This window comes from Pseudomonas fluorescens NCIMB 11764 (assembly GCF_000293885.2).
Lineage (GTDB): Bacteria > Pseudomonadota > Gammaproteobacteria > Pseudomonadales > Pseudomonadaceae > Aquipseudomonas > Aquipseudomonas fluorescens_B.
Genome location: NZ_CP010945.1, coordinates 6,184,239 through 6,202,496, shown reverse-complemented (window position 1 = coordinate 6,202,496; position 18,258 = coordinate 6,184,239). Strand labels below are relative to the sequence as shown.

Sequence of the window (18,258 nt, the reverse complement as noted above, 5' to 3'; positions counted from 1 at the left end):
TGATAAGGCTCTTGAATGAAGAAGCTGTACAAGCTGTTCCGCACCACTGCCAACATTGCTGGCGCCATCATCTGTTTGGTGCGCAACTACTGCGCGGATAACCCATGGGTCATATCTGGCCTGAAGAAGCTCATGGTTGTCTCCAGCATCATCATCACGATCCTGTCGGCGATGCTTTGGCACATCTCTGCAGCATGGCAAGAAGACGTGGCCCAGATCCAAAACCTCGATCAGACGAAAGTTATTGCGATCACCACCACGGCCGCCATGTTGAACACAAAAGCGGCGATGCTTGGGGTGATCGCTGCCCTCATGAACGCCCTGTACTTTTGGATCGGGACGCTGAGCAGCTCCTCAGAGTAAAGGACGTTCTCTTCAAGTCACATCGTCAGCGATAAATCGTTCCCGATGTCCTACACGTATTGGATGGCTATTCCTGGCCGATTCTGTTGAAAAAGTCGGCCATGGTTTCCACGGTAGAAAAGTACGCGCTTGAGACTGAAATCTTTACATTGAGCAGAGTATTCCGGGCCCAGATTTCGCGTAGCAGCGCGCAAAAAAAGGCGTTTTCAGCGGTCAGTATGCGGCAGTGTGGAAGAAGCGACTTTTTCAACAGAATCGGCCGCTATCTGTCGGTCGTCGCTGCGGTGCCTGTTGGTCAAGTCGAATGCAAACAGCTGGTCAGTGGACAGGCAAATGGGGGGGGGGGCGAGTGAAATGTAATCTCCCACTCCCCCCCGATTACATCGGGACGCTAGTGAAGGGTGGCTAGCAGTGCTATAGATGATGCCTATGCCTGCCGCAGTCGCATGATGGCGTCTGTGATGCCTTGAGCATTTTTGTCCAGCGTGTCCATGGCCGCCATTGCGTTAGTGGCAACACTCCCCACTCCATTCTCGGCGAGCCACTTGGTCACCTCTTCAATGGCCGCACCTATGGCGTGCTGGTTGTGCAGGAGCAGCGTGAGAGCATCTGCTGCGGCTATATTCGTTTCAGAGTTATCTGGCATGGGTGTCGTCGTTGAGTAACCGGAGCAGGAAGACTAGCTGAACTCGCCGTTGGCTGGAGCCACTTTTCCAGACCCGATGACACCAGGGTTATTGCATGGGCATGATCACCCAGTTGCATTCGACCTAACCAGCCTCTTGCCCCGGATTCGACCCGCCCGGCTTAGCAAACATAACCCGCAGTGAACGGCAGGTAGACGTGCTCAGCAGTCAGCATCACGCTTCAACTTGCGAAGACACTGCGAGCATAATGAACCGTCCCCGCCACGACAAAAAGTGTGAGTAACATCATGACCGAAGCCCAACGCTGGACAGTGAAATGCCAAGATCCTCTGGATGGCAGTGGCGACGTCATCATTGAGTTACCGACTGAGCTACTCGCCAGTGTTGGACTGAGCCTCGGTGACGTGCTGACGCTTGAAGTGATCGACGATGCGATAGTTCTGACGCCGAAGTTGAGCGACTTAGCGACACCCTGAGTGGAGCCCGTGCGCTTCACCTAATCTTCAAACGGGCCTAAGCGAGCGGCACTTCTCAGCGACGGCGATTAAGCATGCGTTGCCGGGGGGGACATGGCCAAAACACCTTGAAGTGAGCGACTCAACAGGTATGAGAAAGCAAGATTCTCAAACCTCATGGCGTTTTTGGTGCGCGGCGGCTCGATCGATGGTACGCCGAGGAGGCGAGGGAGGATTCACGAACAGACCGGGTTGATCCCGGCGATTGCAGCCCTGTGCAATCTGGTTTTCGGTGTAGGCTTGGGGCGATTGACGGTGGGGACCTTGGTTGGCAGTCATCAGGCTTCGCGCGGCTGTAGGGGGACATCATGACGATGCCGAGCGAGCACACGCCCGCGCTCATTCAGACGCGAGAGCTGCTGGTCGAGCTTGCGCAAGGCCCCGCGCTGTCAGAATCCATTCGACGTCAGGCCCGCCAGCTGTTGAGGCATTATCCCAATGCAAACGAGATGCGGGAAGGGCAGTTCGAAGAGCGAAGGGTCGACCGACTGATCGAGCCCTGTCTGAGCTAGAGTATCGATTAACCGCATTGACTAACCATGAACGGCCAAAAGCCGCTGATCCTGAGCCATTGATAGGTATAGGGTAAAGGGCGCCGTCTCCTTACCGCGACACTCAGTCGTCAGGTCAGCTCCCTGAGGCAATGACTGAGCACAACGATGGCAGCGTGAGCCTGGACCAAAGGAGCATGTTGCTAAAGCGAATGGCTGAGGAATTGAAACGATTGCCGTCACTATAGGGAGCACGAGTGGCGACTCCCCGCGCTTTTTTTGGGAGGGCTTCAGTGCCGGAGCGGTTAAGCTCACCGCCCTGCACATTCTATTTATTCGTTATCCTGAGTCTTAAATCGAACATCTTCACCAAGTCCATATTGCTCAACCCAATCCAGAACATGACCTCTAAGCAGCGGCATGTAGCGATTGGCCCCGAGCGCCTCATCACCATACGGCTCATGTTGATCCGATATTGTCAGCGAAGTAAAAAGCTCTTGCACTGCTCTAGCCACCACGTGTTCTGCGACACTTGTAGATTGGAATTTAACGTTTTGCCCTTCGAAGTATCTCCTACTAAATAGCATTCAAAGTTAGGAGTGCTTACACGGCGCCGCACCGTTAATTCGGCCAGCATTAAATTGGATGGGGGGCTTTTGGTGTGAGTCTGATTCAGTTGGATTTTGTAATTTCTTAAAGCGCATCGTTATTAGAAAGGTGGTTCAATTGCCGGTCGGCCGCCATCAAAAACTGACTCTGTTAGTGGTTGCGGCCTTGCTCGAAGTTTGATTCTAAATACGGAAAGTGATGCGCTTTGATGTGCTTATTTGTTCATGGTATTCATGTGCTGTTAATTCTATTTATAGTAGCAGTGTAACCCAGGTAAAAGTATCTTCAGCATGGTTCAGCATGGCCTCTCTAGCGGCGTTCCCATTACCTTGCGCTATGGCTTTGATTATTGGGTCGTGGCTGAAACTAGTTAGATGTTTACTTCCTCGGGGTTTTTCTATGGCGAGAATTACTTCGGTAAGTATTCGCTGAATCTCTATTTCACCACGTAGTAGATTCTCTGATTTAGAAGTCTCTGCTATTAGGCTATGGAGCCTTGCATCGGCAAAACGCACATCAGGAAATTTCGGCAGCAATTGGTCAAAGTTGTCGCCTGCGGTTTGTATAGCTACACGGTCTTCGGCAGAAGCTCGACTTGCGGTAAGAAAGCATGCCTCCCCCGAAATGGCTCGTCGCCAATCTGTCAGGTCTCGTAGCTCTACTTTGGTGAGAGGCGACTGGCGCGCTGCTTCGGCAATGCGTTCCCCTACGTCATTGGTAACGAAAGTGCCACCATTACGGCCTCTAACGGTTGCGAGCAGCCCCATATCTTTAAGTGCATTGAGAGCCACACGTACCGTCATTAGGGCAATGCCAAATCCTCGCGCTAGGTCGATCTCAGGAGGGAGTTGATCCCCTGGGCGAAGCTCGCCCGTGAAGATTGCTTCCCGTAAGCGCAGCGCCACGAGGTCTGGAGCAGATCGAACTGATCCAGGAAGAGGGGATAGAAATTTCATTTGACCTCTAGACTATAGATGTTAATCTCGTGATGCTTTCGCGGCCTGGTGCGGCCGTATTTTCAGCTAGTTGACGAGGAAATCATGCCTGAAATGGCCAGTTCGACCAATAGAAACCTCTCAGTAGCCTCGGCAAAAATTCTTGTCGTTGGATCGTTGACCCCTCCAGATGCAGGCGAATGGCTCAAAAAAACGCTGCACGAGCTTTCGGATGGAGTCTTCTCATCGATCCATCGAGGTGGAGCTGAGTATATTTTTGTGGATGCTTCTGCTGCGAATCCGCCACCAGAAGAGCTGCTCCGTCAAGCCGACGGGCTGTTGATTCTAGGAGGTGGGGACGCAGACCCAGCGTGCTACGGTCAAGTCCCAATTGTCGAAACGATGTATGCGATCAACCCAAAAGCAGACCAGTTTGAGCTCGACCTCATTCGACAAGGAAGTACCGACAATCTGCCAATCCTTGGGATCTGCAGAGGCATGCAGCTGATCAATATCGCGTTTGGTGGGGAGCTAATTCAAGATATTGGCGCAGGGCTCCATAGTGGTACGGTTGATAACTCGGTTATGGTTTCTCACCCCGTCACGCTTACGTTAGGTTCGCGGCTGCAGTCAATATACTCGGATTGTGAGATCACGATCCGTTCCGGCCATCACCAGGCCGTTTCGCGGGTAGGTGAAGGGCTAACAGTCACTGCTCGAGCAGCCGACGGCGTCGTAGAAGCTATCGAAGCAAACAAAAAAAATTGGATTGTTGGGGTGCAATGGCATCCAGAGGATCCAATGGCCTCACAAAATGATCTCGATTTACTTATGGGCGCGTTCTTGAACGCAGTTCTTCAGAAAAATACACCTCAATCTACGCTAACAAAAAATAAGGCGTGTACCGCTTAAAGGTTTTTAGTGGAAGGCTCTGGTAGTTTCAATGAGTTACCTATCATTGGATATCCAATGTTTTTTTGTTGTAAGCAAGGCTGGATGGTTCTGCAGTTTGGTAGTTTTCCAAGGAGCTTGATCTTGTGCAGGGGGAGACTTGTCTCAGGGGCTGGAGGTTTGGTACCTAAGATTTACGCTCTCTGTAACTGGCATTTTGGCTGAGTATTGAGCTCAGGAAGACGCTCTCAGTTTCGTTACGCATAAGGCGATTGTAGGAGTAAAGCCCTATATCCCTTTTGATAGTTGAATGCCAGTGGCTATGTGGTTTTAACAACGGCGCATATGGGTTTCCAGTTTGGTTTCGCATTTGTGCCTACGGCATTTTATTGTCTGGTAAAATAATAAGAGGTTATTATGGCTTGTGTTCTCGATGAATCAACGCAAGAGCCTGGTGTTGGTAATGAATTAAAACGTCGGCTTGAAAATCGCCACGTTCAACTGATATCTATTAGCGGAGCGATCGGTACTGGGTTGTTCATGGGGGCAGGAAAGGTTATTGCACTTTCTGGAACCTCTATCATTCTTGTTTATGCGATCATCGGTTTTTTTGTGTTCTGTGTCATGCGAGCGATGGGTGAGATGCTACTTTCCGATCTTCGCTTTAAGTCATTCGCAGATATTGTCGCGACGTACCTTGGAGCAGAAGTCGGCTTCGTGCTTGGTTGGTCTTATTGGCTAAGCTGGTGCGTGGCGGCAATTGCAGATATGGTCATGGTTGCTGGTTTTTTTCAATATTGGTATCCAGATGCCCCTACTTGGGCACCAGCAATTTTGACACTGTTCACGCTCGTCGGCTTGAATATGCTTGCAGTGAAGGTGTTTGGCGAGGTTGAGTTCTGGTTTGGTCTGATAAAGGTTGTTGCGATCGTTCTGTTAATTGTTACAGGGTTTGTATTGATTGCGATTTCTTATACTTCACCAAACGGCGTCACCGCTTCAATGTCTCATCTCATTGAACGAGGCAGCATGCTTCCTCATGGCATTAGTGGGTTCTTCGCTGGTTTTCAAATCGCCATATTCTCTTTCGCCGGAACCGAGCTAATCGGAACGACTGCGGCTGAGGCCAAGAGCCCAGAACGCACATTGAAAAAAGCAATAAATACAATTCCAGTTCGGATTGTTCTGTTTTATGTCCTTTCCCTGGCCTGTATCATCAGCGTGGTTTCGTGGGGGATGATACCGGCGAATAAAAGTCCATTTGTTGAGCTGTTTCTTCTCGCAGGGTTTCCTGCTGCTGCCGGGATGATCAACTTCGTTGTCATCACGTCAGCTGCTTCGTCAGCAAACAGTGGTATCTACTCTGGAGCGCGGATGCTTTTTGGCTTGTCCAAAAAAATGAATGCTCCTGTTTCACTTGGGCACGCAACAAAACAAGGAACGCCTGCTAACGCTATCATGTTTACCGGTGTCACTATCCTTGGTGGGCTGGCACTTCTTTTTGTCATTCCAGAAGTAATGACTATTTTTACTCTGGTCTCAACGGTGTCTGCAATCATCGTTCTTTTCACTTGGTCGATGATTACACTTTCCTACGTGGTATACAGGAAGAAAAATCCCGAATTGCACGAGAAATCTGAGTTCAAGTTCCGAGGGGGCATTCCTCTGGCGATTATCACTCAAGCGTTTCTCATGTTTGTACTCGGATTGCTTGCGCTGGAAGCAGACACTAGGGAGGCTTTATTTGCGATGCCGTTCTGGTTTATGTTTTTAGTTGTTGCCTATCTTTGGAAGTTTAAAGAAAAGTCGCGCAAAGCCATACCCAACTCATGTGCCTGAAGAGCGCGCGTCTAGTCAAGGGCATGTTTGCAAACAGATCAAATTTTAATCTGGCTAGATCACCATTAGAGAGGGGTAGATCTTGTTAGCTTGTGATAAGTGCAATATGTCTCAGAGCACTTCTCGTATCGAGAACGAAAAATGTTGATGCCGCGTCGGCCCATAACGACTAGCCAGCTATCTTGGCGTCGAGAATATCAAAAGGCCGGCGCATTCAATTAGAAATTGTACAAACGCGATCACGCGCTTACGGAAATCGAGGTGGATAAATGGCCAAGGCTGCAGATGTCGTCGTGCAATGCCTGGAAAACGAGGGTGTTGAATACGTGTTTGGCATTCCGGGAGAGGAAAATCTAGATCTTCTGGAGTCGTTGCGTCGTTCCAACATCAAACTGATCCTGACTCGTCACGAACAGTCGGCTGGTTTCATGGCTGCCACCTACGGTCGTCTGACTGGGAAGACGGGTGTCAGCCTATCGACCCTTGGGCCAGGGGCAACCAACCTGGTCACAGCAGGTGCCTATGCCTTCTTGGGGGGCATGCCGATGTTGATGATTACCGGCCAGAAGCCCATAAAGAAGTCTAAGCAGGGGCGCTTCCAGATCCTTGATGTAGTCGGCATGATGCAACCTTTGACCAAGTACACTCATCAGCTTGCGTCCGCCGACAATATTCCCTCACGTGTACGTGAAGCCTTTCGTCTGGCTGAGGAAGAGAAACCTGGTGCTGTGCATCTGGAACTTCCGGAAGACATCGCTGCCGAGCAAACCGATACCACGCCAATTATTCCGAGCCTCCACCGTCGTCCGCTGGCGGAGCATAAAGCGATTGAAGCTGCGGTTGAAAAGCTCCAGGCTGCTCGTAATCCGATTCTGGTGATCGGTGCTGGTGCTAATCGTAAGATGACCGCCAAGGTGCTTAAGCAGCTTATCGACAAGACTGGTATTCCATTCGTAACCACCCAAATGGGCAAAGGCGTGGTCGATGAGCGTCACCCGCGGTTCCTCGGTAACGCTGCGCTTTCGTCCGGTGACTTCGTCCACCGTGCTGTTGAGGCAGCGGACCTGATCGTCAATGTCGGCCATGACGTTATCGAGAAACCGCCGTTTTTTATGGTGCGTGGCGGAACTGAGGTGATTCACATCAACTTCCGCTCGGCCGAAGTTGATCCGGTGTATTTTCCTCAGATCGAAGTGGTGGGCGATATCGCCAATGCGGTCTGGCAGATCGAGGAGGCTCTACAGCCTCAGTCGCACTGGGATTTCAGTCGGCTGCTGGCGATCCGTGAAGCCAACGAGGCTCAGGTGATCGAGGGCGAGAACGACAACCGCTTTCCGATCTATCCACAACGCTTTGTCGCCGACGTGCGTCGTGCCCTGCCGTCCGAGGGCATCGTGGCTTTGGACAATGGTATCTACAAGATATGGTTTGCGCGTAACTACAAGGCCCATAGACCGAACACGGTGTTACTGGACAACGCTTTGGCGACCATGGGCGCGGGTTTACCTTCGGCGATGGCTGCGCACTTGGTCTACCCAGACCGGCCGGTTGTTGCAGTGTGCGGTGACGGTGGCTTCATGATGAACAGCCAGGAACTGGAAACCGCCGTGCGCCTGAAGATGAATCTCACGGTCATCATTCTCCGCGACGATGGGTACGGCATGATCCGCTGGAAACAGTCGAACATGGGCTTTACCGATTTCGGCTTGGACTATGGCAATCCTGACTTCGTAATGTACGCACGGAGCTACGGTGCCAAGGGGTACCGAGTGGAAAGTGCCGAAGATTTCCTGCCACTTCTAGAACGCTGCATCAGCGAGCCAGGCGTGCATGTAATCGATTGCCCCGTAGATTATTCGGAGAACGATTTCATACTGAACAGCGAGCTCAAGAGGAGAAGCACGCTGGTTTGATACATCGAGTTGCGCCTTGTCATAGATGTGGCACTTATCCACTGCCACATCTGTTCTAGCTCATTAACAGCGACTCCGAAATATCGTGGCTCAACCGCACGCAGACGCTAAGTGCAGCCATCGACCGACCGCATCAGAATTTGAACGTGTATCGAAAAATCAGACGATTTTCATTGGCGCTATCGGCGTAAGTGGAGCGATTCGTGGAGTTGCGCCACTGGGCTGACACGTTCTTAAACAGACCGCTTTGTATGGTGTAAGTGATGTCGGTAACGCGCTCCCACTCTTTACCATCTTGCCCTTGAGATCGCAGATTAGCAGCCTGGGTCGATCTCAAAAGTGTAGGATCGACCTCATCACCTTTAACATATTTCAGCCCCACAATGAGCCCCGGCAAACCGGTGGCTGCGAAATCGAAATCATAGCGAGCTATCCAGACACGCTCGTTGGGTGCTGTAAAAGTACTGACCAACGACTCGCCAAATAGATAGGTATCAGCACCATTAACCATGGCGAACGATGTTTCACCCCAGGCTTTCTGGAAGCCAACACCGAACGTATGGCCGCTCTGACGATAGGAGAGCAGTGTGCTGAGTGTGCGGTTGTCCACTTCGCCCAAGCTCTCATCCCCGGTTTCGCTGGCTGAAAAATATCGAAGGTCGGAGATCACCGAGCCGACGCCCAGCACACGTTCGAACTTCAAACCGAAAAAATTCGAGCGGTAGAGGTCTTCCAGCTCGGCCACATGGTAGCTGAGCGAAAGTTGTGGCATCACTTTGTAGTCAAAGGCCAGATAGGTGTAGTGATCGGCCTTGACTGGTTTGTACCCAAAAGCAGTCAGTGACTCAAAGTCCGTCGAATTTCGCTGCTTCACGGCGTTAACTCGCAAGGCGCTGAAGCTTAGAGACTCCAAGTCTTTTGATACCAGCATACCGCCGCGAAATACTTGCGGGAGCAGGCGGCTGTTATTGCTGGATAGCAGCGGGAGTACCGGGTTGAGGCCACCAATGCGTAGTTCACTGCGGCGTAGGCGTGCTTTGGCGGTTGGAATAAATTTGCTGTACTCGTCATCTACATTGCGCTGTGAATCAAAGGCCAGTAGACCCGAGCCAGTTCGGTCTGGGCTGGAGTCCAGTTTTACCCCCAGAAGACCGAGCGCGTCGACGCCAAACCCAAGCGCGCCCTCAGTGAAGCCAGACTGTACGTTCAAGATAAAGCCCTGAGCCCACTCATCACGTTTGGATTGGCTGGCTTCGTCGTTGCGAAAGTCACGGTTGTAGTAGAAGTTACGCGATTCAAGGCTAGCTTGCGTATCCCCGATAAAGTCTGCAAAGGCGTTGGGAGCCGCGCAAGTGAACAGGATTGTCGAGACCGACGCCATACATGTTTTTGCCATCTCTAATGCACCATTTGTTGTTGTTTTTGGTGTTGCAGCGCGCGCAACTCCCTGAGGGAGTAACGCGACCGCGCTCCGCATGTTGATAGATTTGTGCAATGTGAAATCTTGTCACGGGTTATCAGCCGCTTGAAGCCAGACTTATGATCGCTTCACGACTTCCCGCTTGTTGGCGAAGAATAAACTTCTGGATTTTTCCGGTGGCCGTTTTTGGAAGTTCCATAAAGATCACCCGACTTGGGCACTTGTAGCGGGCCAGGCGTGCCTGGCAATAAGCGATGAGTTCGGCTTCCGTCGGGGAGATGGCTCCGCTTTTCAGTTCGATAAAAGCGCAGGGCACTTCGCCCCATTTATCGTCTGGCTGAGCGACCACGGCGGCATGAAGTACCGCCGTATGACTATGGAGGATGTCTTCGATTTCTACCGAAGATATGTTTTCACCACCAGAAATGATGATGTCTTTGCAGCGGTCGGTGATCTGCATGTAGCCATCTGCATGAACCACCGCAACGTCACCAGTATGAAACCAGCCGCCCTCGAATGCCTGTTGCGTGGCTGTCGGGTTTTTCAGGTACCCCATCATCACGGTATTGCCTCGCAGCAGCAGTTCACCGGTGGTCTGGCCATCATGGGGGACGGGTTGTAGCGATTGCGCATCAGCGACCATCAAGCCTTCGAATGCTGCAGCGCGTGCACCTTGTCGAACACGCATTTTCGCTTTCTCTCGGTCGGGGAGGGCATCCCATTCGTCCTGCCAGACGCAGCTAATGGGCGTGCCCGCTACTTCAGTAATGCCATACACATGGTCAACCTGGAACCCCATGGATACCACCGCGTCCAGTACAGTTGCAGGTGGCGGGGAACCTGCCGTCAATACGCGAACCGGGTGGGGTAGGGCGCGGGTATTGGATGCATTGGCGATCATGGCCATCACGGTGGGGGCCGCGCAGAAATGATCAACCTGGTGCTGGGCAATCGCATCGAATACCGATTCTGCCGATACCTTGCGCAGGCACACATGGGTACCAGCCGCAGCGGTGATCGCCCATGTGAAGCACCAGCCATTGGCGTGGAACATAGGCAGCGTCCACAGATATCTGGGCGCCTGAGGGAGCGACCAGTTGGTCATCTGCAACAGGCTCATCAAGTAGGTGCCACGGTGACTGACCACCACACCTTTCGGGTCTCCTGTGGTACCCGATGTGTAGTTGAGGGCAATCGGTTGCCACTCAGTGCTCGGCCATATCCCTTCGAATTCCGTGTCGCCCTCGGCGAGCAGTGCTTCGTAGTCGAGTACCTGCGAGTTGGCACACACAGCGGCGAGATGGTCGCGAACGTTGATCAATTCTGGGCGGCACTCGAGTCGCTCAAGTGCCGCAGTGGCGACCGCCATGTATTCGCAGTCGACCAGCAGCAACTTACATTCGCTGTGATGCAAAATAAACGCGATGCCGTCGGCGTCCAAGCGATGGTTAATCGTGTTGAGGATGGCGCCCGATAACGGAATGCCGAAATGTGCTTCGACCATTGCCGGCGTGTTGGGCGATAGGATCGAAACGGTATCACCTGGGTGGATGCCTCTTCCCACCAGCGCCGAAGCGAGCTGGTAGCAGCGGTCGCGAGTTTGCGCCCAAGTCCGCTGTAGCTCCCCATGGAGGATGGCGATACGTTCAGGGTGAACCAAGGCGGCTCTATCCAAAAAGCCGAGGGGCGTCAGCGGGACATGGTTTGCCGGGCTCTGATCGAGTCCGCGTGTGTAGGTCATGGACAGGTCTCCTTATTATTATGATGAAAAACGGCGAATGCGCTGACCGGCTCCCGGGCCGTGACCAGCGTATTTTCAATGGACGCGGGATCGGCGTAGCCAAGGCTCATGCCACACACCAGCATTTGTTCGGCCGGAATGCTCAGCACCTCTGAGATGACTTTGTGATATTTGAGAAAGGCGGCCTGCGGGCAGGTGTGCAAGCCTCTACCGCGGGCGGCCACCATCACGCTTTGCAGGAACATGCCGTAATCCAGCAGGCTGCCCTGCTCAAGTACTTTGTCGAGGGTAAACAGCAGACCTACCGGGGCATCGAAAAACCGATAGTTGCGTCCGTGCTGCTGGTGCATGCGTTGCTTGTCGCCCTTGGCAATCCCCAGCAGCCCGTAGAGATCCCAACCCACTTTGCGCCTGCGATCAACGTAGGGCGTGACCCACTCGCGGGGGTAGTATTCGTAAGGGTCTTGCATATTGCTATTGAGCTGCGGATCGTTGTCGATGGCGGCGATCGCCATCGACAAACGTTCCTTCACTTCGCCGGTGACGACGTGAACGCGCCACGGTTGCATGTTGACGCCCGAGGCGCTGAAACGAGCGACATCCAGAATCGCTTCGATTTCTTCACGCGATACGGCAGTCGGCAGGAAGGCCCTGACACTGCGGCGTGAGGCGATTGCCCAGTCGACGGTGCGCTTCAGTTCTTGCGCTGACAGCGGCGGTAGTGACAAGCGATTCAAGGTACACATCCTTCAGCTGATATTGAGTCAGATGGACAAGGAGATCTGCACTGCAGACACTCGGTCAGCGGGACAACGCTGGCGCTTTGCTGACCTGGGTGGAGTCCGCCCGTGCCTGGTTTACAAATGTGACCGCCAAGGCACCCATGAGGCCCGCGAGTGCGATCACCATGAAGTTCTGTTCGAGTGGCAAGGCCAGCGAGACGAGCCAGCCAATAAGTACCGGAGCGATAATTGCGCCGATGCGGCCGACTCCAGACGCAAAGCCCACACCTGTCGAACGGATTGAGGTTGGGTAAAAGTCGCCGGCATAGGCATAGGCAATCAATTGAGTGCCGAGGGTGGAGGCGCCGACAATGAAGACGACCACGAACAACAACTCAGTCGAGCGTGTAAAGCCCATCGCTGTCAGCGCCACCGCACCTATCACGTAGAATGAAACCAGGACATATTTGATGTTGAACTTGTCGCTGAGCCATCCGCCTCCGATCGCACCGACAATCGCACCTACGTTAAAAACGATGACGAAGTTGAGTGCAGAACCCAGGCTATGGCCTGACATTGCCATCAGTTTGGTCAACCACGAATTGAGCGCGTAGACCATGAACAGGCCGGTCATGAAGGCCGCCCAGATCATCACAGTACTGAAGCCACGGCCTTCGCTGAACAGCCCTTTTATAGGGGTGCCGAGCGAGGCGTCGTTCTCGGCGGGATTCCCGGCCAGCACCGTCTGGCCGTCCATTGGATAAGAGGGGCTGATCCTTTTGATGAGGGTGGACAGTTCCTGCTGGCGTCCTTGTTTGAGCAAGAACGCCATGGACTCCGGCATGGTTTTCAAGATCAGCGGGATCAACAGCACAGGGAGGCCGGCGACGTAAAAGACCGACTGCCAACCGTGACTTTCAATCAGTTGCTTGCCGGTGACTGCGACCAGAATGCCGCCCACGGAGTAGCCCGCAAACACTAAGGTCACAAGCCGGGTACGAAGCTTCGCCGGCGAAAACTCACCCATTTGTGCGGTCACGATCGGTAGGACGCCGCCGATTCCCAGCCCAGCGATGAAGCGGGCGATGCTGAAGCTGATCGGGTCGCTGGTGAGCCCCGCCGCCGCGGTGAACAGGCTAAACAAGGCGACGCAGATGGCGATCATTTTGGGGCGCCCGATACGGTCGGCTAACGTCCCCAGAAAAATCGCGCCTAGCATGGTTCCCAACAGGGCCGAACCGGCCATGATTCCTGCGCTGGTGGGGTCAATACCCATGTCTTGCATGATGGCGGGCAATGCTGCCCCTACAACGGCAAGGTCGTAGCCATCGATGACCAATATCAGCACGCACCAGAAAAGAATCAGCCGATGAAAGCTGTTGAATTTTGACTCGCCTGCGAGCGTATAGACGTTCACTGGTTGCATATCGTGTCTCCTTCTATTTTATTTTTGTTTGTGAAGTGCACTTGCTTGCGTACGTCAAGACTGGCGCCGAAACGTCAGCGTGATGTCGTCTACCTCTTACCGTTTATTTAGCGGAGGACAGCTGCTTGTTGGCGATTCTAGGCAGGCAATTTGGGGCAGCCCATGCCTGGCGGCACCAACTTATGTGAGCTATTTGGGCATGTTTTAAGACTGCGCGCGGTTACTAGGAAAACGGGTTCCTGGCCAGCGCCTATGGAGCGGGGGAAGGGGAGCTTTGCGTCGTTCTGGTAGTGCAGCATTACTTGTCTGGATGGTTGCGCCGATAGGCACCTGGGTTGACTCCCGTCCATTTTTTGAACGCGCGGTGAAAAGCGCTGGTTTCCTGAAAGCCGGTTTCTGCCGCGACTTCGGTAACTGTTAGATCACCGCGCGAAAGCAGGTCAATGGCCAAATCACGACGTAAATCATCTTTGAGGTTTTGGTAATGTGTACCTTCTGCCTGCAGCCGGCGCTGCAAGGTCGAGTTGGACATGCATAGCAAAAGTGCCAGCTCGTCTCTTTCTGGCCACTGATCAGGGCTCAACCCTCGCAAACGTCGTCTTATCTGCGCACTGATACTGTCGTCATTGCGGTATTTGACCAAAAGACTCGCTGGGGACTCTTTCAAAAATACGCTGAGACTGGCAGGCGTCTGTGCAATTGTCATGTCCAGGAATTTTTTGTCGAAACGGGCTTCAGTCATGGGTGCGTCATATTGAATGTCTTCACAAAAACGCATTCGATAGTCGCTTTCATCGACAGGCTTAGGGGGGCGGAAACTGAGCGCACGTAATGGGATGCGTTGGTTTACCAGCCAGCATGACAGGCCATGTACTAGGATAAACCAGGTGCCGTAAGCAAAGAGTCGTCGCAAGACTCCCTGATCCCGCAGGACGATATACGCCTGATCTTCCTTGACGTGTAGTTCGCCATGAGTGTCATCGAGTACCAACCGCAAGAACGAGAGCATCCGAGGTAAAGCCTGACCCAAGGTTGAGCAATCGAGAAGTGCGTGACACATCAGTTTGAAGCTGCCTCGACGCATCGGATGACTATCGATGCCGAAAAACTCGTCATCCAGCAAATCTGCCAGCTCTACCCACAACCGAGCAAATGAAGCGGCCGAAACTCTAGCTCTTGGGGCATCAAGCAATTGAGGGTCGATGTCTGCAATCGCTAACACAGGTGCCAGATCTATGTCTCGTTGCCTGGCGCTGTGAAGGGCCTCATGCACCAGTGCGATTGATGTGGTTCCTTTGTCTAGGATGTTCGCCATGAGCTCTCCGGGGATGTGTGGCCGTACGCAATCTGTGGTTGGTGCCGAAAATATTATTTGAATGATCGATTGTGCATTGTCCTTTGATATTGCTGTCTCGGGTTAACAGGATAGTCTGGCAAGGGTGTTTGAATACGCTAGTAAAAACCAGGGGAGATTAGGTGGGCTGCAGCCAGCTGGGGTGGCGATATCGGGTAGTCAGTCATCTTGCAACCCGGCGTTCGAAGACTGGCCAGCCCTACTGTATATTTCGAAGATCACTTTGCGCGAGGGGCTTGCCTAAGCGGATCTAAGGTATCAGGTACTCAAAAATGAATTACGCTTCAGAAGCGCCGAGCTAAAGTGTGCGCGTGAAGTGACATTCGCGATGGGTTTCGCGGGTAAGGGGCTTGCGTAAACGATCCGTGGTCATTCGGCCAAGAACTTACTGTGGCAAACGTCTGACGTATGGCGTGGCCTTGTATCGTGGCAAACCGATGGGCGCAGACATTAATCGGCTATTTGTTCATCCGAAGTGTACACGAAGGCAACTCGCCAAAAAGCTCTTTATAATAGGTCGAGAACATTCCCATGTGCCAGAAGCCCCAGCGTGCTGCAATGTCGCTTACCATTGATAACGTAGGGTCAGCGGTTAGCAACTCACGGCGAGCACCATTCAAGCGAAGATAACGCAGAAAAGTAACCGGGTTTATACCTAAGACCTTAATGAAGCCGTAGTGCAAAGTCCTACGACTTATACGTAATTCTTCACATATTTCCAGCACGGAGGGCGGTTCGCTCTTACGTGAAAGAATGTATTCGCGAGCTTTTTCGACGATATGTCGATGGACGAGTTGTGCATGAGTTACTTTAGGTAATTTATTGAGCGAAATGAAGCCACTGAAAAAACTGCTCATTACGTCGTCCAGTAACGTTAAACGAGTCGAGGGGCAAGCAAGTGCGTTAGGGTTTGAGTTTATGCCGTTGATAACTTTCAGGAAGGTATGGCGAAAGCTGTTGCAGATCAACTCAGGTACTTCTGAGGCTCCATTGAGTTGCAAGATGTGACCTATGCAGATCTCTTCTATTTCCTCTGCATACTGTTGGAGTGCGCTTGAGTCAATAACCGCGACACAAATGTCGGAGTTTATTGGAGTCTTAAATTTAAGTTCTGAATTAGGTTTGAGGAAGAAAATAGAGTTTTTCTCTAAGCGATCACCACACCAAAATCCTTCACCTTCAACCACTAACGGTACACCGACAGCAAAGCTGTTTTCCCAAGGGCGCCCGTGCTGATCAACCGATTTATTCATAGCCTCCCTAAATATTTGAATGGGGCCTAATGAAATTTCTGTGAGCGATCCGGAAAACTGTCCGGCGCTTATTTGTACATAGTCTTGCTGCCACTTCGACAGTGCATCAGCCTGTTGAAAGACATCGCGCGTGACTAGATGAATAATTTCTGCCGATCGAACCGAGTCTGTAAGTTTGATATTTTTTGTTTTTGGGGTGCTGCTATAGATGTTCATTTACGGCCTCACCAACCACGAGTGGCTCAGTTTCATCCCGGTCAATCCATTTTTCCCTCCGCGAGCCATCGCGGTCCTTCCAATTCCACAGAGGCGAAATTTTCCTTTGCCCGCGCCTTGGAAATCAGTATTTGGTATCGAATCCAGGCGCGCAAGCGCTGCGCTGAGGTATTGATCAGATCTTGCCGATTTCTGATAGTCGGTTGAGCGGGCTTGCCGTTCCTTGATAACGCTATTGGTCCCTGGCAGGTACAGTTATAGCCGGATCGCGTGGTATGCAGGCATTTGGCTCTATAGGTACGGTCTGATGACTGTCCTTGCGATGAAACCTGATGAGCTCGTTCCTACTAACAATAATTTGCCGCTCAACGGCATTCCGGCACGAATGAGGTGTTTATATGATCTATGCACGACCCGGAACACCCGGCTCCGTCGTTTCTTTCAAACCTCGCTACGGCAATTTCATCGGCGGCAAATTCGTCGCGCCGGTTAATGGCGAGTACTTCACCAATACCTCGCCGGTCAACGGTGAAGTGATCGCCGAATTCCCGCGCTCCAGCGCCGCGGACATCGACAAGGCCCTCGACGCCGCCCATGTCGCCGCTGATGCCTGGGGCAAGACTTCGGCCCAAGACCGCTCGCTGGTGTTATTAAAAATCGCCGACCGTATCGAGCAGAACCTGGAAATCCTCGCCGTCACCGAAACCTGGGACAACGGCAAGGCGGTGCGCGAAACCCTCAACGCCGACGTGCCACTGGCGGCCGACCATTTCCGTTACTTCGCCGGTTGCATCCGTGCCCAGGAAGGCGGCGCTGCCGAGATCAACGAGCTGACCACGGCCTATCACTTCCACGAACCCCTGGGCGTGGTCGGGCAGATCATTCCGTGGAACTTCCCGTTGCTGATGGCCGCCTGGAAACTCGCGCCAGCGCTGGCCGCCGGTAACTGCATCGTGCTCAAACCGGCCGAGCAAACCCCGCTGTCGATCATGGTCTTCGCCGAGTTGATCGCCGACTTGCTGCCGGCAGGCGTGCTGAACATCGTCCAGGGCTTCGGCCGCGAAGCCGGCGAGGCCCTGGCCACCAGCAAGCGCATCGCCAAGATCGCCTTCACCGGCTCGACCCCGGTGGGTGCGCACATCATGCATTGCGCCGCCGAGAACATCATTCCGAGCACCGTCGAACTGGGCGGCAAGTCGCCGAACATCTTCTTCGAAGACATCATGAACGCCGAGCCTGCGTTCATCGAAAAAGCCGCTGAGGGCCTGGTACTGGCGTTCTTCAACCAGGGTGAAGTGTGCACCTGTCCGTCCCGGGCATTGGTGCAGGAGTCGATCTACGAACCCTTCATGGCCGAAGTCATGAAGAAGATCGTCAAGATCAAGCGCGGTAACCCGCTGGACACCGAGACCATGGTCGGCGCACAGGCATCCGAACAGCAATACGACAAGATCCTCTCGTACCTGACCATCGCCCAGGAGGAGGGCGCCGAACTGCTCACCGGCGGCGCGGCCGAGCGCCTGGAAGGCGACCTGTCCAGCGGCTACTACATCCAGCCGACGCTGCTCAAGGGCCACAACAAAATGCGCGTGTTCCAGGAAGAGATCTTCGGGCCAGTGGTGGGCGTCACCACCTTCAAGGACGAAGCCGAAGCGCTGGCGATTGCCAACGACAGCGAGTTCGGCCTCGGTGCCGGTCTCTGGACCCGAGACATCAACCGCGCCTACCGCATGGGCCGGGCAATCAAGGCCGGGCGCGTGTGGACCAACTGCTACCACCTGTACCCGGCGCATGCGGCGTTTGGTGGCTACAAGAAGTCCGGCGTCGGCCGGGAGAACCACAAGATGATGCTCGACCATTATCAACAGACCAAAAACCTGCTGGTGAGCTACGACATCAATCCACTTGGTTTCTTCTAAGTCG

At 53.1% G+C, this 18,258-nt stretch carries 15 protein-coding genes; 7 read left to right on the top strand and 8 right to left on the bottom strand.

Features of this window, described 5'->3' with window-relative positions; all coding sequences use genetic code 11:
• Window positions 1–15: 15 nt before the first annotated feature.
• Window positions 16–363 (top strand): hypothetical protein, encoded by a 348-nt coding sequence (locus B723_RS28170; RefSeq protein WP_017337406.1) that lies wholly within the window; start codon window positions 16–18, stop codon window positions 361–363.
• A gap of 427 nt (window positions 364–790) precedes the next feature.
• On the opposite strand, the gene B723_RS28160 is transcribed toward B723_RS28170, so the two are convergent.
• Window positions 791–1,009: a hypothetical protein gene (locus B723_RS28160; protein ID WP_017337408.1), complete on the bottom strand. Its 219-nt coding sequence runs from the start codon at window positions 1,007–1,009 to the stop codon at window positions 791–793.
• 288 nt (window positions 1,010–1,297) lie between these two features.
• Here B723_RS28160 and B723_RS28155 point away from each other — a divergent pair, with 288 nt between their 5' ends.
• Both B723_RS28155 and B723_RS28150 read left to right on the top strand, forming a co-directional pair.
• Window positions 1,298–1,486, top strand: a complete 189-nt coding sequence (locus tag B723_RS28155; RefSeq protein WP_017337409.1) for an AbrB/MazE/SpoVT family DNA-binding domain-containing protein — start codon at window positions 1,298–1,300, stop codon at window positions 1,484–1,486.
• A 347-nt stretch (window positions 1,487–1,833) separates the two neighbouring features.
• On the top strand, window positions 1,834–2,037 hold the full coding sequence (locus B723_RS28150; protein ID WP_017337410.1) for a BPSL0761 family protein: 204 nt from the start codon (window positions 1,834–1,836) through the stop codon (window positions 2,035–2,037).
• Between the two features lie 839 nt (window positions 2,038–2,876).
• On the opposite strand, the gene B723_RS28145 is transcribed toward B723_RS28150, so the two are convergent.
• Window positions 2,877–3,581 (bottom strand): FadR/GntR family transcriptional regulator, encoded by a 705-nt coding sequence (locus tag B723_RS28145; RefSeq protein WP_017337412.1) that lies wholly within the window; start codon window positions 3,579–3,581, stop codon window positions 2,877–2,879.
• 84 nt (window positions 3,582–3,665) lie between these two features.
• On the opposite strand from B723_RS28145, the gene B723_RS28140 reads away from it, so the two are divergent.
• The 3 genes from B723_RS28140 to B723_RS28130 all read left to right on the top strand — a co-directional run bounded on the left by B723_RS28140 (window position 3,666) and on the right by B723_RS28130 (window position 8,203).
• Window positions 3,666–4,472: a gamma-glutamyl-gamma-aminobutyrate hydrolase family protein gene (locus B723_RS28140; protein WP_017337413.1), complete on the top strand. Its 807-nt coding sequence runs from the start codon at window positions 3,666–3,668 to the stop codon at window positions 4,470–4,472.
• Window positions 4,473–4,868: 396 nt separating this feature from the next.
• Window positions 4,869–6,290, top strand: a complete 1,422-nt coding sequence (locus B723_RS28135; protein WP_017337414.1) for an amino acid permease — start codon at window positions 4,869–4,871, stop codon at window positions 6,288–6,290.
• Between the two features lie 269 nt (window positions 6,291–6,559).
• Window positions 6,560–8,203 carry an acetolactate synthase large subunit gene (locus B723_RS28130; protein ID WP_017337415.1) on the top strand — a complete coding sequence of 548 codons (1,644 nt, stop codon included), beginning with the start codon at window positions 6,560–6,562 and terminating at the stop codon, window positions 8,201–8,203.
• 133 nt (window positions 8,204–8,336) lie between these two features.
• Here the strand turns inward: B723_RS28130 and B723_RS28125 are convergent, their stop codons facing one another.
• From B723_RS28125 to B723_RS28100, 6 genes are all read right to left on the bottom strand, one after another.
• Window positions 8,337–9,599 (bottom strand): OprD family porin, encoded by a 1,263-nt coding sequence (locus B723_RS28125; RefSeq protein WP_017337416.1) that lies wholly within the window; start codon window positions 9,597–9,599, stop codon window positions 8,337–8,339.
• 121 nt (window positions 9,600–9,720) lie between these two features.
• Complete coding sequence (locus B723_RS28120) at window positions 9,721–11,364, bottom strand: AMP-binding protein (RefSeq protein ID WP_017337417.1); 1,644 nt, start codon at window positions 11,362–11,364, stop codon at window positions 9,721–9,723.
• The gene (locus B723_RS28115) at window positions 11,361–12,110 is read right to left on the bottom strand and encodes a nitroreductase (RefSeq protein ID WP_031318594.1); all 750 of its coding nucleotides are present in this window, start codon (window positions 12,108–12,110) and stop codon (window positions 11,361–11,363) included. The genes B723_RS28120 and B723_RS28115 overlap by 4 nt, the downstream gene beginning before the upstream one ends.
• Before the next feature lie 55 nt (window positions 12,111–12,165).
• Window positions 12,166–13,512, bottom strand: a complete 1,347-nt coding sequence (locus tag B723_RS28110) for an MFS transporter (protein WP_017337419.1) — start codon at window positions 13,510–13,512, stop codon at window positions 12,166–12,168.
• Window positions 13,513–13,810: 298 nt separating this feature from the next.
• Window positions 13,811–14,827, bottom strand: a complete 1,017-nt coding sequence (locus B723_RS28105) for an AraC family transcriptional regulator (RefSeq protein WP_017337420.1) — start codon at window positions 14,825–14,827, stop codon at window positions 13,811–13,813.
• 497 nt (window positions 14,828–15,324) lie between these two features.
• On the bottom strand, window positions 15,325–16,335 hold the full coding sequence (locus tag B723_RS28100) for a helix-turn-helix domain-containing protein (RefSeq protein ID WP_017337421.1): 1,011 nt from the start codon (window positions 16,333–16,335) through the stop codon (window positions 15,325–15,327).
• Window positions 16,336–16,733: 398 nt separating this feature from the next.
• Between B723_RS28100 and exaC the strand changes: the two genes are divergently transcribed.
• Window positions 16,734–18,254, top strand: coding sequence for an acetaldehyde dehydrogenase ExaC (gene exaC / locus B723_RS28095; protein ID WP_017337422.1), 1,521 nt, complete (start codon window positions 16,734–16,736; stop codon window positions 18,252–18,254).
• The last annotated feature ends 4 nt before the right edge of the window (window positions 18,255–18,258 follow it).